Source organism: Sphingobacterium sp. ML3W (assembly GCF_029542085.1).
Taxonomy (GTDB): domain Bacteria; phylum Bacteroidota; class Bacteroidia; order Sphingobacteriales; family Sphingobacteriaceae; genus Sphingobacterium.
The window spans coordinates 3,090,053-3,109,562 of record NZ_CP107036.1 but is presented as its reverse complement, the minus strand read 5'-3'; the positions used below and the strand labels follow the sequence as shown (position 1 = coordinate 3,109,562).

Annotated in this window: 11 protein-coding genes; 9 read left to right on the top strand and 2 right to left on the bottom strand. The window is 41.4% G+C overall.

Annotation, left to right across the window (positions count from 1 at the left end; all coding sequences use genetic code 11):
- The first annotated feature begins 22 nt into the window (after positions 1-22).
- The 8 genes from OGI71_RS13175 to OGI71_RS13140 all read left to right on the top strand — a co-directional run bounded on the left by OGI71_RS13175 (position 23) and on the right by OGI71_RS13140 (position 13,905).
- Positions 23-3,646 carry a SusC/RagA family TonB-linked outer membrane protein gene (locus OGI71_RS13175; RefSeq protein ID WP_282255942.1) on the top strand — a complete coding sequence of 1,208 codons (3,624 nt, stop codon included), beginning with the start codon at positions 23-25 and terminating at the stop codon, positions 3,644-3,646.
- A 2-nt stretch (positions 3,647-3,648) separates the two neighbouring features.
- A complete protein-coding gene (locus OGI71_RS13170) occupies positions 3,649-5,133 on the top strand; it encodes a RagB/SusD family nutrient uptake outer membrane protein (protein WP_282255941.1) in 1,485 nt (494 codons plus the stop codon).
- A 151-nt stretch (positions 5,134-5,284) separates the two neighbouring features.
- Positions 5,285-6,703, top strand: a complete 1,419-nt coding sequence (locus OGI71_RS13165) for a TlpA disulfide reductase family protein (protein ID WP_282255940.1) — start codon at positions 5,285-5,287, stop codon at positions 6,701-6,703.
- Between the two features lie 483 nt (positions 6,704-7,186).
- On the top strand, positions 7,187-7,567 hold the full coding sequence (locus tag OGI71_RS13160; RefSeq protein WP_223583678.1) for a response regulator transcription factor: 381 nt from the start codon (positions 7,187-7,189) through the stop codon (positions 7,565-7,567).
- Positions 7,560-8,696 carry a HEAT repeat domain-containing protein gene (locus tag OGI71_RS13155; RefSeq protein ID WP_282255939.1) on the top strand — a complete coding sequence of 379 codons (1,137 nt, stop codon included), beginning with the start codon at positions 7,560-7,562 and terminating at the stop codon, positions 8,694-8,696. The genes OGI71_RS13160 and OGI71_RS13155 overlap by 8 nt, the downstream gene beginning before the upstream one ends.
- A 23-nt stretch (positions 8,697-8,719) precedes the next feature.
- The gene (locus OGI71_RS13150; RefSeq protein WP_282255938.1) at positions 8,720-10,156 is read left to right on the top strand and encodes a glycosyltransferase; all 1,437 of its coding nucleotides are present in this window, start codon (positions 8,720-8,722) and stop codon (positions 10,154-10,156) included.
- 4 nt (positions 10,157-10,160) lie between these two features.
- Positions 10,161-11,693 (top strand): YaiO family outer membrane beta-barrel protein, encoded by a 1,533-nt coding sequence (locus OGI71_RS13145; RefSeq protein ID WP_282255937.1) that lies wholly within the window; start codon positions 10,161-10,163, stop codon positions 11,691-11,693.
- Between the two features lies 1 nt (position 11,694).
- Complete coding sequence (locus OGI71_RS13140; RefSeq protein ID WP_282255936.1) at positions 11,695-13,905, top strand: DUF4838 domain-containing protein; 2,211 nt, start codon at positions 11,695-11,697, stop codon at positions 13,903-13,905.
- Between the two features lie 832 nt (positions 13,906-14,737).
- On the opposite strand, the gene OGI71_RS13135 is transcribed toward OGI71_RS13140, so the two are convergent.
- Positions 14,738-15,676: a proline dehydrogenase family protein gene (locus OGI71_RS13135; RefSeq protein WP_282255935.1), complete on the bottom strand. Its 939-nt coding sequence runs from the start codon at positions 15,674-15,676 to the stop codon at positions 14,738-14,740.
- Positions 15,677-16,287: 611 nt separating this feature from the next.
- Between OGI71_RS13135 and OGI71_RS13130 the strand changes: the two genes are divergently transcribed.
- Positions 16,288-18,690 carry a TonB-dependent receptor gene (locus tag OGI71_RS13130; RefSeq protein ID WP_282255934.1) on the top strand — a complete coding sequence of 801 codons (2,403 nt, stop codon included), beginning with the start codon at positions 16,288-16,290 and terminating at the stop codon, positions 18,688-18,690.
- On the opposite strand, the gene OGI71_RS13125 is transcribed toward OGI71_RS13130, so the two are convergent.
- Complete coding sequence (locus OGI71_RS13125) at positions 18,687-19,496, bottom strand: helix-turn-helix transcriptional regulator (RefSeq protein WP_282255933.1); 810 nt, start codon at positions 19,494-19,496, stop codon at positions 18,687-18,689. The two genes, OGI71_RS13130 and OGI71_RS13125, sit on opposite strands and share 4 nt — an antisense overlap.
- Positions 19,497-19,510 lie beyond the last annotated feature (14 nt).

Sequence of the window (19,510 nt, the reverse complement as noted above, 5' to 3'; positions counted from 1 at the left end):
TTTTTGTTTTAAATTGACCATTATGCGCCTAACCACCGTCATATTATTTATGTCTGTGATGCAAGTATATGCTATCACGACCTTTGGACAGCGGGTAACCCTGAATGAAAAGAATAGTTCTTTAAAGAGTGTTTTTCGGAAGATCAGGAATCAAACAGGGTACGATTTCATCTTCGATCGCAAATTGATGGACGGGGTTGGGCCAGTGAAGATCAATGTGACGGATGTAACCTTGGATGAGGCGTTAAAGCGACTTTTAAATGCTCAAGATCTTGCCTATCAAATGGACGGGAAATTAATTGTGGTCACCGCGTCTCCCTCAAAGAGGCTTAAAGCTACCCCCATACGCCAACAGGAGATCGATGTACGGGGTAAGGTATTGGATCAGTACGGCGGTCCGCTGCAAGGCGCGACAATTTCCGTTGCGACCATTACTTCTACTGAAAATGAAGAAACTGGCGACTTTTCAATGACTGCCAAGGGGAAGAAGGCAGCAACGATGACAAACGCCAATGGCGAGTTTTCATTGCGAAGCATTCCTAGCCAGGCTTATATTTCAATAAGCTATATTGGTTATCAAGACTATAATGCGAAGGCGGCGATTGACCTGGGAACCATCAAACTAAAACTTGCAGGAACTTTAGATGAGGTTTTAATCAATACCGGGTATCAATCACTGGCCAGGGAGCGAAGTGCAGGATCTTTTGCCAAACCAGATATGAATGTTGTAGCTGACCGTACAGGATCCATGAATCTGATTCAGCGACTGGACGGTTTGGTCCCCGGTCTGGTGATCAACAATGCACCCAACACTATATATGGCAAAAGTTCACCTTTTCTGATCCGTGGACTCACCACCATTGAAGCGAATACAAACCCCTTGGTTGTAGTTGATGGCATTGCCATGGATATCAACGACATCACAGCTATAAATCCACAGGATGTCGCAGATATCACTGTTCTTAAAGATGCTACTGCCGCTGCAATCTGGGGAGCAAGAGCAGCAAATGGTGTAATTGTCGTAACGACCAAAAAGGGCAAGAGTGGAGCAACGCGGATCACCTACGATGGTTTTGTTAATTTTCAGGGCCGCCCCGAGTATAATTACTTTCCAGTGCTCAACAGTGCGCAATTCATTCAGGCCTCCCAAGAGACCTTTGATCCTGTTAAACAACCCTATTCAACAGTAACTACCTATAATCCCAATACGGGAGTGTCGACGGGATTGACACCTGATAGACAGATTCTTTATGATATCCACCGCGGTGTATTGACAGAAGCGCAAGGCAGGTCAAAGCTTGACAGCCTTTCGCGGATCAATAATACGGGGCAGATTGGCGAGCTATTTTACCGGCCGGCCATGATCATGAACCATACCTTATCTATTGCTGGTGGCGGTGACAAGCATACTTTTTATAACTCCTTAGCATATACAAACAACCGTTCCGCAACTCCGGGTAGCAAGGATGAGACATTCAAGATCAATACACGTCAGGACTTTGCGTTCAACCGCTTTCTGAAGGCCTACCTGATTGCTGATCTCAACTATCAGTCTATGTCTTCCCAGAATTATAAGACGATCAACAATCAGTTTTTGCCTTATCAAATATTTCAGGATGCTTCAGGGAAATCACTGAATGTGAATTACATGGGCTATCTTTCTGAGCAGCAGCGTCCATCTATTGAAAACCTGAGCCAGATTGGACTGGCCTTTAATCCCCTTGACGACATTGGGAGCGGACAGGGCAACAACAGAAATTTCACAGGACGTTTTAATTCGGGGCTGACGATAGATATTATAAAGGGGCTGCGGTTTGAAGGGGTTTACGGTTATGTGCGTGGAAACTACCGCACACAGCAATATTTTGACCAGAGCAATTATCAGCAGCGTGTCAATGTGGTGAATTTTGCCAAAATAGGAGCAGATGGAAATATTGTCTATCACCTTCCAACGACTGGAGGAGAATACAGTGTCAATAATGCCACCATGGAAAATTGGTCTGTTCGAAATCAGTTGAGCTACACGATGAGCTGGAACGATAATCAGCATCAGTTGACGGCCTTGCTTGGACAGGAGGCCCAGGAGCGTGTGACAACCACTAATAGTAGCCGGGTATACGGCTATGATCCGACTTTGCAGACTTATGCGATGCTTGATTATAAAACATTGAGTTCTACAGGCGTGCTCAATCCTATTTTACCCCTATCGGGTGCGAGTTCCAAATTACCGGTCAACAGTTATTTCGGAGAGCTTGAATCTGTTCCACGCAGTAGATTTACCTCTTATTATGCGAATGCAGGCTATACCTTTGCGCGAAAATATACGCTCAATGCTAGTTGGAGAAATGACCAGAGTAATTTATTTGGTATCAATAAATCCGCACAGCGCCGTCCTGTCTGGAGTGTAGGGCTAAAGTGGACGCTGAGCCAGGAGTCCTGGATGGAAAAAGTGAAGCCATCGGTGAACTTGCTCGCTTTGCGGGCGACCTATGGTATTACAGGCAATTCGCCTGCGCCGGGTTTTGCCTCATCCAAAGATGTCTTAGCGGCAGGAGCGGATCCCAATGCACCCGGTGGCTCTTCGTTAAGTATAAGCACCTTAGCTAATCCAAATCTGACTTGGGAGCGTACAAAAAATTATAACCTAGGGCTTGATTTTGGCTTGTTGAATAACAGGATCAGCGGATCGTTGGAATTTTATCGTAAAGAGACTTCCGATCTGCTCGGCCGTCTTGGCATTAATCCACTTACCGGAACAACATTTATCAACGGGAATGTGGGAAGCTTACGCAATACAGGTGTCGAGTTACTATTGAATACCGTCAATATCGAACGAAAAGATTTCTTATGGAGTACGATGCTGACCATGTCTTATAATAAAAATAAAGTAACTGATTTTGGTTATCTGGTATCACCCATTACTACTGGGAATGCATTGATTAATTCGGATTACGTGAAAGATTATCCGGCTTTTAGCGTATTCGCCTATAGATATGCTGGTCTGGACAACGTGGGGGATCCCCAGGTTTATCGGGCGGATGGTACGATCACCAAAGTCCGACAAGATACCAAACCCGAAGATATCAGTTACATGGGCGTGTACCAGCCTGTTTGGAGTGGCGGACTCAGCAACTCATTCCGTTATAAAAACTTCGGCTTTACAGTCAATATGGTTTACAACCTCGGCCATGTCATGTTCAGGGATGTGAATCAGACTTATACCGTAAATAATAATGGAAGCTTTATTGCGAACCAAAATTTTCAGTCGGGTAACCTGCATGCAGATTTTGCGAACAGATGGAAAGTAGCCGGAGACGAATTGAAGACAAATATCCCATCTTTTCTCAGTGATGCTGGTGCCAACGAAGGCCGCGACCTACAATATTATATCCGCGCCGACCGGAATGTTGTGAGTGCTTCCTATATCAAAATCAGGGATATGGCATTTTCTTACCAGGTACCGGATAATATGATCAAACGAATTCGGTTGGAGGGTTTAAGCTTCCGGCTTCAGTTCTCCAATATTATGTTGTGGAAAAATAATAAGGATGGTATAGATCCCGAATTTCAAATGGCGCGTTACGGGGCCAGAACAATGCCTTTTAACCAGAATACTGTTACGGTCGGAGCCCATTTAACCTTTTAAGAATGAACATTATGAGAGTTGTCAATAAAAATATTACTCAGATCATGTCCCTTTTGATGCTTGGGGTTTCTTTGGTGGGATGTAAAAAGGATTTTTTGGATACCGATCCAAAAGGACTTCTGATTGCCGAAAAAACGTCAGATTATGACTTGTTGCTGAATGCGGAATCTATTCGTGGGCAAGCCCTGGCATCGCATATCCTGATGTCAGATGAGCTTGCCGGATATGCCCCCCTGTTTTCCGTATTGGGTACCGGGACCTTCCGGCTATCGGATCAGAAAGCTTTTCGTTGGGAGGATGATATCTATCTTGCTGACGAAAACTATTCAGAATTTAACTCGCTCGTTCGGCAGTTATATTACTATAATAAGATAATTAATGAAGTGCTAGATTCCAAAGATGGTACCGAAAGTCAGAAAAAGTCAATCCTTTCCGAGGCATTAGCCGGGCGCGCATATGCTCATTTTATGCTGGTGAATTACTATGGGAAACCCTACAATGAAGCGACGGCATCTACTGATCTGGCAACCCCGCTTTATAAAATTGCCGATGTTACCCAAACGACTTTTACAAGGGCTACTGTAAAAGAAATGTATGAGCAGATTGTAGCCGATCTCAAAGCGGCCATTCCTGATCTTCCGCAGAAAACAAGTAACCGGATCCGGATGTCCCGATCTGCTGGAGAAGCACTTTTGGGAAAGGTCTATGTCTATATGGGAAAATTTGAGCTGGCATTGCCCTTACTGGGTGCATCTCTACAAGATTTGGCCGGCGCCAGTATACCGATAGGCTTATATGATTATACTAAAGAGCTGGCCAGTGGCGGTGCATTTACCCCGGTCAACCCATTTATTGGTCCCGCCCGAGGACTGGATCCTTACGCGGATCAAGAGGTTTTATATTTAAAATCTACAACGAATCTCTATGTATATCTTGCTTCGGGAATTGTTCTCAATCCCCAAGCAGTGAAGAGTTTTGCCAATACTGACCTAAGAAAACAGTTTATGAGCAGCTTCTCCTTTGGGATGACAGCCCTATATCCTCAAGGGATGCAGCGGGCCTGGGGAAGAGGTGGACTTACCAATTTGGGGATAAATATTCCTGATATCTACCTGCTGCGGGCCGAATGCAAAGCTCGGCTTGGTGATTTGATCGGTGCTGTAGAAGACCTGGTGATCTTGAGAAAAAATCGGATGCCAATTGCCGAAGCTGGGATTCCAGCAGCAATAGCTACTGATAAAATCACACTAACGCGGTTTATTTTGGAAGAACGTACACGCGAGTTCTTTATGAATGGCGAGCGATGGTGGGATATGCGCAGACTCTCTGTTGATCCGGATCATAAGGGCACTGTTGGCGATACCCATCAATTGTATGATAAAGATGGCAAGGTAACGGCGACGTTCAAGCTGAAACCTGAGCGGTTGACTTTTCGGTTCCCATTGTACATTTTGCAGTCAAATCCAGCTATGCAGCAGAATCCATAACACGTCCAAATTTATAGGTGATTTGAGCTAAAAATCATCAAAAAGGTAGAGACTCCAGGATATTCTCATGCAGTCAGGCTAGATATAACTGACTAAATTTTGAATCATAGTCAACATAAATAATAAATAACAACTAAAATAGATTGAGAATATGAAAAATTATGTAATCGTTTTTATACTGTGCATGTATGCCAGTATCGGATTTGGGCAGGGTAAGAAAACACGTGTCCGAGTGGATATTAAGCCCCTGGTCGGAAAGACCATGTGGTTCAGTTTTGAAGATGGGGAGACTGATGTGAAAATGCTCACACCGAATGCCGATGGTGTTTTTGAATTTTCTGCCGCATTGGAAAAACCGATCGATGTCAGATTGGGCATGGATGAGCCTGTCAAGGGATCGCTAAATCTTTACATCGAGCCCGGAGATGATCTTCTCATTAAAACGGATTTTAAAGATGCAACGACTTTTTCGGGTAAGGGAAAGGAAAATGCTATCGCCTACAAGGAGCTAATGGCTCTTTATATAAAAAATTATTCCAGTCTGGATGCTACAAAAATGTCGACGGAGGTCTTAAATGAGCGGATTGCACAGATGCGCAAAGACAACCTTGACTTTTTAGAAGCCAATAAATCAAAAGTGAGCAAGGATTTTTTCGATTTTCAGTACCTCAAATTCTATTACGAGGGCTTGGGATTTGAAATGATCATGCCGTACATGATCAGTCAGGGGCTGAAAAAGAAGTTTACGGAAGTCATGCCGACAGATTATTTGGATATGCTCCAGAAAGTGAAGATTTCAGATGAGCTGCTCGTTTATTATCCCTATAACAGGTTTGTTAGAGGAAGTTTACCGAGCTACCTGAGATACAAGCACATGTTGGAAATCGGAAAAGAAGATAGTCTTGTCGTCCAGAAAGAAGATGAAAAGCGTATGATGGAATATGATCTGATCAAAACGAATCTCACTGGGAAAATCAGGGAGTTGGCATTATTTTCCGCTGTCAACAATCTACTGTTAAATGCTAAAGATGTCAACGATTACAAGTCCTATATCACCAAGTTTGCGGCAGATGGAGGAAGTGATGTCCATGTGAAGGAGCTTCAGGGAATTTATGATCGTGCTTTGAAATTAGCTTCTGGCGCTATGCCGCCACCATTTGAGCTGGATGATATCGACGGTAAAAAAGTATCTTTAAAAGATTTTGCAGGAAAGGTCGTCTATATAGATTTCTGGGCAAGCTGGTGTTCGCCATGTAGACAGGAGATGAAAAGTGGTAGTCCTAAACTCCACGCTAAATTTGCGGATAATAAAGATTTGGTCTTTCTGTATATCAGTATAGATGATAATGAAGCCAAATGGAGAACGGCGATCGCTGATGATAAGATCGAAGGAGTTCATCTTTTGTCAAAAGGTGGAACTAAAAGTATCGTTGCTAAGGCATTCAATATTTCGGGTATACCCAGATATGTGATCATCGGTAGGGATGGCAAAATACTAGATAATGATGCTCCAAGACCGAGCTATGACGAAACTTATAGTCAATTGATGAAGGCATTAGATAAAAAATAGACGGTAGTGTTTTCATTCTTTAGCAATGGTATTTTGGCATATTGCCAAAATACCATTGCTTTTATCGCTTATAGCTAAAAGACATTATCAATATTCGAGATAATATTATGATCGATTTACTGTTTCGCATGTGTTGTTTTTACTGTTTAATACTGTTATTTTTCAATTACTCCCTAAGATTAAGAATGCTAAATTATTACCAACGAAACCCCAGTATTGAGCAGAATGAAATGTCACGGTAGGAGTCTTAAAAATGTCCCCCGCTCATATGTTTGATCCTAAGAATTTAAATTTTACATAGTAGCTCAAGTATTTAATTATTACAGACTTATTTTATATAGTCATTTTAATGTCATATTATTTGAATTTTTCGATAAAAACCGTGTTTAAATAAGCTATGGCATTCTGTAGTTGTTGTACTACAGCGAGTTCTCTTTTTTTTATCAAATTTTGTTTCACTATGAAAAACTAAACAAACACACTATGTGGGACAAAAAAAAGAGAATCCTTGTTGTCGAAGATAATGAGATTCTGTTAAGCACCATGCAATTTGTTCTTTTACGGGAGGGGTACGACCTACTCCTTGCCAAATCTGGCAAGGAAGCGCTTTCTCTGGTCTCGGACGAATCAATTGATTTGGTTATTACTGATCTGGCATTGCCTTTTGCCAATGGTTTTGAAATTATAGACCGAATCAGAAAGAGCAATACGAATAATCAAGTACCGGTTATTATTATTTCAGGATATCGCGATGATAATAGTATTGTGGAGGGCTTTGAAGTGGGTGCAAATGATTATATCAAAAAGCCAATATCTCCCTCCGAACTGATTTCACGTGTACGTTTGAGAATTGGTCATGCTTAGTACGTTAGCCCATATCATCCATGATATTCGTGCCTTTTTTGAAGGCGACGGTTGGCCGGTACTCGTTATCGTTGCCCTGGTCTTGAGTGTGCTGTTTTGGACTGCTTGTCTTGTTGGAATCGCCTTCTTTTATTATCGCGATTATCGGTATCGGAGAGTCTATTCCCGGATCTATCCGACTCTAAGAGATTTTATCTATGAACACGTTCTGGTGGAGAACAGGACCAGTCATTTCCCTGTGGATAAATTGGGACTGGATTTGAATAATAAGCTCGTGAGTAAAGTCGTGCGACATGTTATACACGAGTTTATTTTCACGATTGGCGGAGAGAAAGGCCAGAGTATGCGGCATCTTTTCAATGAACTGGGCTTTGATAAGGAAGCGCAATATGAGATTAGACATTCGGCCACAAACATGGTGACAACGGTGAGGTCCCTGGCCAATTTGGCCTTGATGAAGGTACCTATTCAGGAAAAGATCCTGGATCAGTTACTCAAAAGCCCTCAGGTTGAGATCCGTGTCGCGGCATCCAAATATCTGTTACAGGTGGAAGGTGAACAGGCCTTTGACAGGGTATTTGAAGGTCTACATGGAATCAGTCAGCTTCATGCGCTTGATATCTTTCAGACAATTGTCCAGGGTGACTATTTTGGCGACTATGCATTTTCGCAATGGTTGGATATGTCAAAAGCCTTTGCAGTTAACAGCTTGGTCATGGATCTGATGGTCTATTATCAAGAATTAAATGAAGCGGGACTCTGGAAATTAATTGACGCCAATAAAGACTCAAAAACTGCTTTAAAAGCTGTTAACTCTTTGGGAAAGCTGTTGGCAAGGGATAGTGAGGAGCGATTGCAGGAGCTATATATGGAGGAAAGTAGCCTGACAGCTAAGCTGGAAATACTGAAGGCACTCGGCCGAGTCGGACAAGGAAAATCAATTGATTTCCTGAACCGATTGTTTATGGACAGCAATTTGCCATTAAGTCTGCGAAAGCACGCTTATCGCTCATTAGTCGCTCAAAAGCCTTACAGCACACCGCTTTTGCGAAAAATTGATGAACAGGGGGATCGCGTGGAGAGCAAACTCATCCGCTATGTTAATCACCCGATGGTCCATTATATTTAAATATTTAGAGGAAAGGTTTTGATATGACACATTTTATTTCTTCAGTAGAGTTTGTTTTTGGATTATACTGTTTCTTACTTTTAGTGGTGTATGTTATGCTGTTTCGGATATCATCGCTTTCGATCCGTAAGAACCTTCGAAAACGCAATTCCAGACGTATTCAAACGCTCATGGAATCTGAAATTGCGCCGGGAGTCAGTATTGTCGCACCTGCTTACAATGAGTCGGTTACTATTGTAAATAATGTCCGTTCGTTGATGACCCTTTTTTATCCAAGATATGAGGTCGTCATTGTTAATGACGGAAGTAAAGATGATACTTTGGCAAAACTGATCAAAGAATTCGATCTGGTGGCGGTCGATTTTTTGGTCGATTACTTGGTTCCTTGTAAGGAAATTAAAGCGATTTATAAATCACGTGATATTTCCCATAAACACCTAACTGTCGTTGACAAGATAAATGGTGGAAGCAAGGCTGATGCGGTTAACGCAGGAATAAATGTTGCAGCCTTTCCTTATATATTGAATACAGATGTTGACTGTGTGCTAGCCAATGATACACTTGTGTATCTTATGGAGGCTGTATTGGATGCTAAGGAACGTGTCATTGCTGTGGGGGCCACTTTACGCATGTCCAATTCGAGTTATGTGGACTCGGGGATGCTAGTTGAAGCGGCCTTACCTAAACCCATCCTCGCGCGATTTCAGGAGATGGAGTACATCCGGTCATACCTTCTTGGTAAAATGGGATGGAATTACCTGAATTGTATCCCCAATGTATCTGGTGGCCTTGGCTTATTTGACAAGGAAATTCTGATTGCGGCAGGAGGATATGATCCAAAGTCCTTAGGGGAAGATATGGAGATGGTGACGAGGATGTGTATGAAGATGTGTGACAATAACGAAAAATATGAGGTCAAATATATTCCGCAGACATTATGCTGGACAGAAGGACCAGATAGCCTGAAAATGCTGACCCGGCAGCGTATCCGGTGGGCTAGGGGGCTCATGCAGATCATGCGAACACATCGCAAGGCTTTCTTCAATCCTAGCTATCGAAAGTTTGGACTGATTGTATTTCCCTACAATGCAATTTTTGAATTCTTCGCGCCAATTATGGAAATTCTGGGTATATTCTTTTATATCTATCTGATCCTGACAAATGGAATCAACTGGCAGATGGCTATTCTGCTACTGGTTTTCGTATATATGTTTTCGGTTTTTTTAACCAGCTTTTCGATTTTATTGGACAATTATGTCTATAAGTATTATAAGCGCAGGCAGGATATTGTTCGCTTATGCCTCACCGCATTTTTAGAACCCTTTATATATCATCCGATCATTGTGTACAGTTCTATCAAAGGATATATACAGGAGCTTTTTGGTAAAAAACATGCCTGGGGAGAAATGAAACGCAAAGGTACTTTAACACCCTTATCACCGAATGGGGCAAAAAAATAGAGCAATGAACAAATTATTGATATTAATAGTCATTTTCTGTCAGTCCTTTTTAGCAGATACCATTACAGCACAGGTGGTCTGGCAAAATGAAAAATACGATGTGGATAGTTTGGTGCCGCAGGCAATCAGCTATCTGCGTGAGGGGAAGCTTGACCAGTCGGTTATGCTGAGCCGGACGGTATTGGCGAAATATCCGCAGTATACTGATTTTAACTATATCCTGGGATTGAGCTACCAAAAGATGGGACGGAGAGATTGGGCTATTCCGTATTTCGAAACAGTAATGGCAAGTGATCCGAAGTATAAAGACAGCTACCCCCCTTTGGCATTATTGTATGAAGCGAAAGGCGATATAGACAAAGCCAGGAAAGTTTGGCAACTGGCGCGTGCCCGATTTCCTGATGATATGGAACTGGCAGCAGCCTATCAGGAATTTGAAGCCAGGGGTATGAAAAATTCTATCAATCGTAACATCGACAATTGGTACAAAGAAGGACTAAAATTTATTGAACGGGGAGAACTGCAAAAAGCAATTGCGATTTCGGACAGTATGCAGCAGACAGATGCTAACGATAACCGTTATTTATACCTCCGCTCCAGTGCTTATATGTCCGGAAAGGAATATAATAAAGCCAAAATTGGCTATGAAATGCTTTGGGATAAAGGGGATAGTACCGTGTTTATGCGAGAACAGTTAGCGAATATCGCTGCTGCAAATAAAGATTATCAAACCGCGTTGGCCTATATGGAACAACTGCAGCAGCAATCACCGCAAGTGGAGCGTTATCGTCAACAAGCAAAAGTATATCGTGAAAATTTGCCCTATAGTTTTTATGTCGGATTCAATCATACACAAAGTGCACAAGATAGGCCTAATGGGCACTTCTTTATTTCTGGAGTGGAATATGGGAAGAAAGTGGGCGAAAAAAATATGTTTATTGGTCAGTTCAACTACGGAAATAGAAGGGGAGAAAAGGGGTATCAGGTGGGATTAGATGCTTGGTTGAATTATAGTTCAAAACTATATGCTTATCATCATCTTGCCTGGGCCGATGGAACAGTATTTCCTACCTGGAGGGCAGCATATAGTCTTTATCGGGAGGCCGGCCTTTGGCTCTTTGATGTAGGAGGACGTTATGTGCGATCTGCTGACCATACCAACAACTATGGAATGGTGGCCTCTGCAGGCCGCTATTTTGGGCCGACTTTTGTCTATCTCCGGGGATTTTTATTGCATGATGAACAGCGTTGGAATCGGGCTTACTCACTGGCAGTAAGGCACTATTACAATAATGAAAAGCCTAATTCCTATGTCACCATCATTGGTAATATCGGAACCTCTCCAGACGATCCTTCCCGGTATCAGTTTTTAAACAATAGATTTGGTTTTTTGTCGCGATCAGTCAATGCCGGATGGCAGCATCGTATCGACAGCTGGGGATTTACCCTTATGGGCGGATGGAGTTATTACAAGGTGGCTGAAAATAAATTTATGAATCAGTATGATCTGAATCTCTCATTAAGGAAATATTTTTAATATGTGGAAGTATATGTTGTGTCTGCTTTTTGTTGCAACAATAGCTCAGGGTAAAGAGCGTATTACACTGGTGAGTGACGGTGTGGCCAATTATGTTATCCGTACTGACCAAAATAATTCGACCCTGCTAAAAGCAGCAGCGGTAATTAACGAATTTACAAAATTGAGTACAGGTACGGCATTTGACTTGCAGGCCAAGGAACAAGACCGGCCGGCGATTATATTGGAACAGGTATCAATAGACAATACATATCCGGAAGATAGTTATTCGATACAGTTTAATGGAGCTAACATGCATATCAAAGGTAGTGGCCGCGGTGTTCTTTATGGCGCTTACCGTTATGTGAGAGATGTTATCGGAGCACGTAAATGGTATATCGGCAGGGAGAATACTTTCATTCCCAAGTTATCTTCGTTGGTGATGGATGCAGATTATCATATTTTTGCGAAACCTAATTTTCAGTTTCGCGAAGTATATTTTCCGATAGAACTGGATCAGGAGTATCTGGATTGGTATGGACTACATAATTTAGAAGAAAAATGGGGGGATTGGGGACATACGTTCAACAAGATATTACCGCCATCCATTTATTTTAAAGAACATCCCGAATACTACTCGCTTTATCATGGGAAAAGACAAGCTACGCAGCTCTGTCTTTCCAACGAAGCTGTTTTTGAACATACCGTTGAATATTTCAGGCAAAAAATGCTTGAAAATCCGCAAGCTAAATACTGGTCGATAGCGCCCAATGACGATATCGGCAGCTGTACCTGTGAACGCTGTCAAGCTATTGATAAACGCGAAGGCGGAGCCCAAGGTTCTTTGATCCACTTTGTGAATAGGGTAGCCGCTAAATTTCCGGATGAGCAATTTACAACCCTCGCTTACCTACAGACGGCCAATGCCCCCGCGCATCTTCGCGTAGCAGACAATGTTTCCGTGATATTAAGCAATATTGATGCTTTTCGTAAAGGTGATATTGGCAATGAACCTTCTGCAGCTACATTCCGCAGGCAGCTGCGTGAATGGAAATCCAAAGCAGCACATGTTTTTGTATGGGATTATTTAACACAGTTTACAAATTACCTAGCCCCTTTTCCTATTCAGGGAACATTTCAGAAAAGTCTGGACTATTTAAAACAACAAGGGGTGGAGGGTGTTTTTTTGCAGGGCGGGGGTGCTAGCTATAGTGATATGGCCGAACTAAATGCTTATATTTTAGCTCATCTGATGTGGGATAGTACCGTCTCCGAAGATCAGCTTACGGATGAATTTGTAAATGGTTATTATGGCAAGGCCGGTCAGACTGTCAAAGCCTATCTCAATGCCCGGCGAAATGCTTTGCCCGCCGTCTCATCCCCCTTGTCGATATACGGCAATCCAATTGATAACAGGAATGATTATTTAAGCCCGGAGAAAATGGAACACTATAGTACATTGTTGGAGAAAGCTGAAGTACTAAGTGAGGGCAACCGTTTAATGGAACAACGTATTAGATGGTTAGGTCTTGGGTTGGATTATACCTACTTACAACAGGCACGGTTTTATGGGCCACGTCAACATGGGATATTCTTCGAGGAGAATGGGAAATGGAATGTTAGACCAAATGTACAACGCAAGCTGCAACGGTTTGTTGAAGATGCGAAGAAACTCGGCGTAGTTGAACTTGCAGAGGGGGGAGCTTCGCCTGACCAATACGCGAAAGAATGGAGTGAAATATTTAGTGCAGGAGTACATGGGAATAAAGCCTCTGAAGCAAAAATGACGATGAAATACCCTTTTGACCCTTCATTCCCTGCCAATGGTATGCGGACCCTGACTGATAGTGTGCCTGGCTATCTGGATTATAGCTATAATTGGCTTTTATGGACGGGAGAACCTATGGAGATTGCCTTTAACTTCGAAAAGACAAAAAAAGTGGACGCTATAGAACTCAATTTCCTTCAGGATGCACGACATTGGATTTTTATTCCAAAAGAGATCCGCATCACGGCTTCAAAAGATGGTGAAAATTTTAAGGAGTTACTTTCCTCTAAAATTGAAGAAATAGACGAGGACTATACGGTGCAGAAAGTTAAATTTAAAGCTCCGGTAGCGGATGATGTTAAAATAATTCGCATTTATGCCTTACCATTTCCCTCCCTGCCGGAATGGCGCTATCATCCCACACGAAAGGTCTCTATTGCCTGTGATGAAATCTGGGTGGAGTAATCCAATTGGATTGTTGTTGAATACTCTAAGTATCAACCCTGTTTTTTCAAATGTTAATAATCTATTCGTTTTTGATATGCGTAAGTATATAAGGAATTGTATATTTCGTTCCAAATGCATTGGATACAAGTGTATCTGCTCCAAATATAGATCCATGATTGTAAGAACAATTATTTAACCCGTGTTTTAGTAGTATAAAGCAGATGTTTAATGGTTTAGTCCATTTTAAAAGCATCCAAACGAGTTTAATTATAAAAGATAGAAATATGAAAAATTAATTTTTACAGGTATTGCCTAGTATCATTTGCTAAGTTGACCCCTGAGGTAGCAAAGGCTCAGCATAGCGCGTCAAAACAGAGTTTGAAGATTTCAGCGGAAAGCAGCCCTCAGTTGGATCTTCAGTCAAGACAAAAGCTGGATAATCAGATGGATGCTTAGGGAAGAAGAGGCCCTGGATATTGGACGCAGCTTTTTAACACTTACTTAGATGTATATCTTAAATATGGCTATTCTGCGAATGATGCAATAGAGCGAGCACATCAGTCTGTCTATCGGGAAATTGAAATTTATTATGGTGTAGATCGTTAGAAATTACTCCGATTTTAGAAAGTGAAGTTTGGGAGAAACTTCACTTTCTTTATTAAATTCCAAGTCTAAATCTCTTGTACTACGGTACAATGACTATTTTATTTATCTACAAAAAGACGAAGTTCCTTCTAAGGCCTTTCAGTGTTTTATTGATATGTGTTTGTAAGATGAATTGATCTACTCATAATATTTGTGTAGTAGTAATTATGATCGTTAATGAGATTTATATTTATAACCTAAATGATTACTGCGTTTCGACAATGTCTTGTAAAGCTCTGAATAAATTTAGCGGATATTCGGCTAATCTGTTGCAAAGATAGAGATACCATTCCTGACCATATACGAAATACAGTTTTGTGGGGTGGCCTTCATCCCTCAAGTGTTCTAGCTGTTCTGTCTGTATACCATATAAACTTTCAAATTCATAGCATTCCTTTGTAGGCTGTAGCCGTTCAATAAGCTTTTTTACCCCCTGTTGAATTTCATGGTGATGCGTCGCAATAGAGCATAAATGACCTTTTGAAAGCAGCTGTTCGACATAGTAAAGATAGCGTTCGTTGAGTTCTTGCCCACGTGGTAGAGATAAGCCTTTGGCTGTCTCGAAAGCCCCTTTCACCATTCGGATACGCCCCCTTTCTTTGCACATCGCATCAAAATCATCCCTTGTCCGATGGAGATAAGCTTGCAATGTGATGGACAAGTTTGAGAATTCTTTTGAGCCCTTCTGATAGAGCTTTAATATGCGGTCAGTCCTTTCCGTTCCTTCTGCACTGATGATCACTTCTTTACCTTTGGCTGATTCACATATATTGGAAAGATTTTCGTAACAGAGGCTTTCAGAGATTTCTAACCCAATGTGCGAAAGGTCAAGTGAAATCGTTGAATTGAGATGTTGTTGCCGTATTGTATCACAGATGTCCAAAAATTCAGCAGTTGCTTTTTCAGCTTCCGGGATTGTCCGTGTGCTTTCACCCATATACTCGATCGAACATTTAAAACCAATATCATTTGACGCTTGTACTTTTTTTAATGTTTCCGTAAGGTTTTCACCACCAATATATCGGTCAGCGGCTTTCTTCATTAGCTTGTAAAGTGCTTCATTATTCAAAATATAAGCTTTAGCACCTTCATTTAATGCAGCTTTCCTCAGTGCTTCGGCACCAGCTGTTAGTAAGTGTTCCATTTAGCGATCTTAAAATTAACTGTGTAAAATATATAATTTAGAAAGTAGAAAGAAATGAAATTCCTATTCCAAGTAGTAGTCTATAACGGATAAAGTTTTTCTACACAGATGTGACACTAGTGCTATTTCTGACATGAGGTATTGAATAGAAAGGTTCGTTTATCAATAACTCCCGATTATAGTCATCAAGGACATTCAGTTCCTTGAATCTACACCCATTAGCTAGCGGGTCACTCATAAAATTCATTGACTAGGTTTCGTTAACTGCGCTGTGAACTGCTAGCTTTTCTTTGCGAGACGGGATATGATGTTTGCATTTTCCTCTGAGTTTTAAGTTGATATTCCGATAAACAGGAGATCCCTTTTTCTGTTCCATAGCAGACCTTCCAGCCCTATCTTGCCAAAGTAGGTCTCAAATCCTCTCGTGGGATATCTGAAGGCCATATTTATTAATTTTGAACCTATCGTTTCAATAAAGTTAAGGTCGATTTGAAAAAACTGTGGTATAATTTTCAGGTAAGTACGGCATAGTTATTAACTTTTCTATTTTTGAGGAAACTTAGACATCAGTGAAAAGACTTTTTACCTTACTTTGCTTTTTATTTATAATAATGACGGTGCAAGCACAAAAAGGCATACTGTCTGGAACGATAAAGGATTCCCTTGCACAGTCACCGATCTCGTTTGCCAGTATTGCAGTTCTCAATATGCACGGCCATGTTGTCGATGGCACCGTTACGGATTCATTGGGCGGCTTCCATTTTTTCAACCTGAAAAAAGGACAATATGCTATTGTGGTTAAATTTATTGGCTATCGTCAAAAAAAAATAGTTGTGGATTTTGATGGTAGAAGCCAGACCAATCTAACTGAAATTGCACTTGTCAGTACGGATCAGCGGTTGACCGAAGTAAAGATTACCGGAGAGCTTGCCGCGCAGAAGCACTCAGCTGATATGCAGCGATATCAAGCAAGCCAGTATAGAAATGCAGTCGGTGGTACAGCCTTGGATATTGTAAAAAATCTACCATCAGCTGCTGTGGATGGAAATGGCAATATAAGTATGCGCGGGAATACGGGCATTATTGTACTTATCAATGGTAAACCTTCCTATTTAGATCCTGTGACAATTTTAAGCCAGATCGCAGCTAATGATGTGACCGATGTAGAGTATATTACCAGTCCTTCTGCTCAATTTGATCCTGATGGTAAAGGAGGTATTATCAATATTATGACAAAAAAAGCTGCGTCGGATGGATTTGCTTGGATATTTAATCTTCAGGGAGGATTGCCCAGTATAGATGATTATGGGAACAAGAGGGGACAAAAGCGATTTGGAGGAGATATCTCATTCCAGTTCAAAAAAAATAAGCTCGAATGGAGTGGTTCGGCCAATTATATGCGCAATGACAATGCGGGGTTTCGGGAAGGTGATGTATATACGATTATCGGAGATCGGCAGACGTTCTTTCCATCTAGAGGTGAACGGAGTTTCGATAAGTACAATTTTGGGATTAGACTGAATGGTGCCTATGCGCTATCACAAAAACAGCAATTTAATCTAGGTATTCTGGCGTCCCGGAAATTTCAGGACCGACTGGCTGATATCGATTATACAAATCGAACAATTCGTCCATCAACGGGCGAAGAACTTTCAAGAATAAATTATTTCAACTCCAATCTGCAGAATAAGCAGGGAGAATTTTATCTTATTGATTTCAATTATCAGTACAAGTTTAGTGATACCCATTTATTGCAGGCAGGTGCAATTTATGAATATGCCAATATGTATGGGGCGACCAAGAATGCGAATATTGACCATAGGGCTGATACTGTCCAATGGACAAATAACAATTATACCAATCCTTTACGTGGCCTACGGGTTTCGGTCCAACATCAATGGAAATTGCCGCATGGAGAGCTATTGAGTGGTTACCAACTAAGAAATGATCGGCAGAAAGGTAACTTTGAATATTTCGCCACTGAAAAGCCAGGTGAGGCAATTAAACTTATTCCCGAATTTACAGGAAAGTTAAATGCAAATAATACAGTACATGCTATTTTTAGCCAATATGATCATAAACTTGAAGGGACACAGTTGTCACTTGGGCTTCGTTATGAATATTATCAACGTGAGGTACTTTTAGTCAATACTGGCGTGGAATATCCGTATTCAATCCACCAATTGTATCCTACATTTAATTTGATGCATACCCTCAGCGAGGATTGGTCCTGGAAGTTTGCTGCTGCCCGCCGCGTTCAACGAAATAACAATTTTGAGCTAAATCCCATACCCGAACGCGAGCACTCGGAGACATTGGAACAAGGAGATCCCAACTTGCTTCCAGAATTTACCACGAATGTCGAGACGGGTATTGTGAAGAAATTAAAAACAGGAAGTATATTCTTAAACATTTACTACCAACACACGAAAAATCCGATCCAACGGGTCAATTCTGTGTATGCAGATACAATACTCAATCGGGTGTTTACCAATGCAGATTATGCCACCCGCTGGGGGACAGAACTGGGAGGGGAGGGAAAGCTTCTTCCTTGGTTAAGAGTCAACGGTGGACTTAACCTGTATCGTTATAAGATCTCTGGGCAGGTGCTGACTTATCAAGAGACAAATAGTAATAGTGACTGGGTTTATTCCCTGAATGCCGGAATTCAGGCAGATCTGACCAAGAATTGGAGTACAGGTTTGCAGGTAAATTATCTTTCCGGAAGACCTACCGTACAGGGAAAGGATTCTAGGTTTGTCACCCCCCACTTCAATCTGAGCAAGACCTTTTTGAAAGGATCAATCAAAGCACAGTGTCAATGGCAGTTCATTGAACTTGGCAAATGGGGTGTCAATGAGCAGCGTATTACGACATCCTCACATGACTTCTTTACTACCACTAATTATATTTATGAAAAAAATATATTGATGCTTAACCTCAGCTTTAATTTTCATAAGCTGAATCAGCTTTCGAAATTACCCAAGAGTGAGTTTGGTGAGAAGGAATTTTAGTCATGTTGTCTCTTGAATTCGGAAGGGGTAAAGTCCGTGTATCGTTTAAAGTATTTTGAGAAGTTTGATTTATCTGAGAAACCCAATACGAAAGCAATTTCGGCGATCGAGTTGTTGGTATAGAAAATTAGTCTTTTCGCCTCTTTGATAATATAGGTTGCCAATATCTGAGAGGCCGTATTATGGGTATTTCTTTTGCAGGCTGCACTCAGATTTTGGGGACTTGTATGCAGTAGGGACGCATAGTATGCAACACTGTTTATGATTTTTGAATCTGCATTTAACAGTTCGATAAATTTGACATACAGGTCGTTGGAGACCGATGTGGATTGATCCATCTTGCCAATATCTTCGAGAGTTTTAGCTAAGAGTGATTTAAACAATCCCTCCTGACATATTTTGTTTTCTTCCTGTGATAGCAATTGTAGGAGAGTCGGAATGACTCCATTTTCTTTTAGGTAAAGGATGTCAAATTGACTGATCTCATCGACCAACCTTGTGATTTCAAGATCTAAGCTCTGTTCTACAAATGATTTTTTTACCAAGAGTACATAGCCCTCGATTGGAACCACCAATTCCCAGTAATGTACAGATTCCTTTCTAATGATCAGTAAGCATGGTGTTTTAATCGGACTTTCCCTGCCGTCAATTATCTGCTTTCCAGATGTGTTTGATAAAAACACCAGTTCAAGGTATCCATTGTGCCTATGTGGTTTGGTTACAGCTTTTGAATTGTCAAATGCAGCAACCATTAATAATTTCTGGGGCTCGAGTTTATCTTTTACGCTGATGGTTTTGCTGGTCATGTAAGTCAATTTGA

What these genes read in the sequence shown, in the direction of transcription:
- OGI71_RS13175 (WP_282255942.1), top strand. Translation starts at nt 23, where the DNA reads ATGCGCCTAACCACCGTCATATTATTTATGTCTGTGATGCAAGTATAT.
- OGI71_RS13170 (WP_282255941.1), top strand. Translation starts at nt 3,649, where the DNA reads ATGAACATTATGAGAGTTGTCAATAAAAATATTACTCAGATCATGTCC.
- OGI71_RS13165 (WP_282255940.1), top strand. Translation starts at nt 5,285, where the DNA reads ATGAAAAATTATGTAATCGTTTTTATACTGTGCATGTATGCCAGTATC.
- OGI71_RS13160 (WP_223583678.1), top strand. Translation starts at nt 7,187, where the DNA reads ATGTGGGACAAAAAAAAGAGAATCCTTGTTGTCGAAGATAATGAGATT.
- OGI71_RS13155 (WP_282255939.1), top strand. Translation starts at nt 7,560, where the DNA reads ATGCTTAGTACGTTAGCCCATATCATCCATGATATTCGTGCCTTTTTT.
- OGI71_RS13150 (WP_282255938.1), top strand. Translation starts at nt 8,720, where the DNA reads ATGACACATTTTATTTCTTCAGTAGAGTTTGTTTTTGGATTATACTGT.
- OGI71_RS13145 (WP_282255937.1), top strand. Translation starts at nt 10,161, where the DNA reads ATGAACAAATTATTGATATTAATAGTCATTTTCTGTCAGTCCTTTTTA.
- OGI71_RS13140 (WP_282255936.1), top strand. Translation starts at nt 11,695, where the DNA reads ATGTGGAAGTATATGTTGTGTCTGCTTTTTGTTGCAACAATAGCTCAG.
- OGI71_RS13135 (WP_282255935.1), bottom strand. Translation starts at nt 15,676, where the DNA reads ATGGAACACTTACTAACAGCTGGTGCCGAAGCACTGAGGAAAGCTGCA.
- OGI71_RS13130 (WP_282255934.1), top strand. Translation starts at nt 16,288, where the DNA reads ATGACGGTGCAAGCACAAAAAGGCATACTGTCTGGAACGATAAAGGAT.
- OGI71_RS13125 (WP_282255933.1), bottom strand. Translation starts at nt 19,496, where the DNA reads ATGACCAGCAAAACCATCAGCGTAAAAGATAAACTCGAGCCCCAGAAA.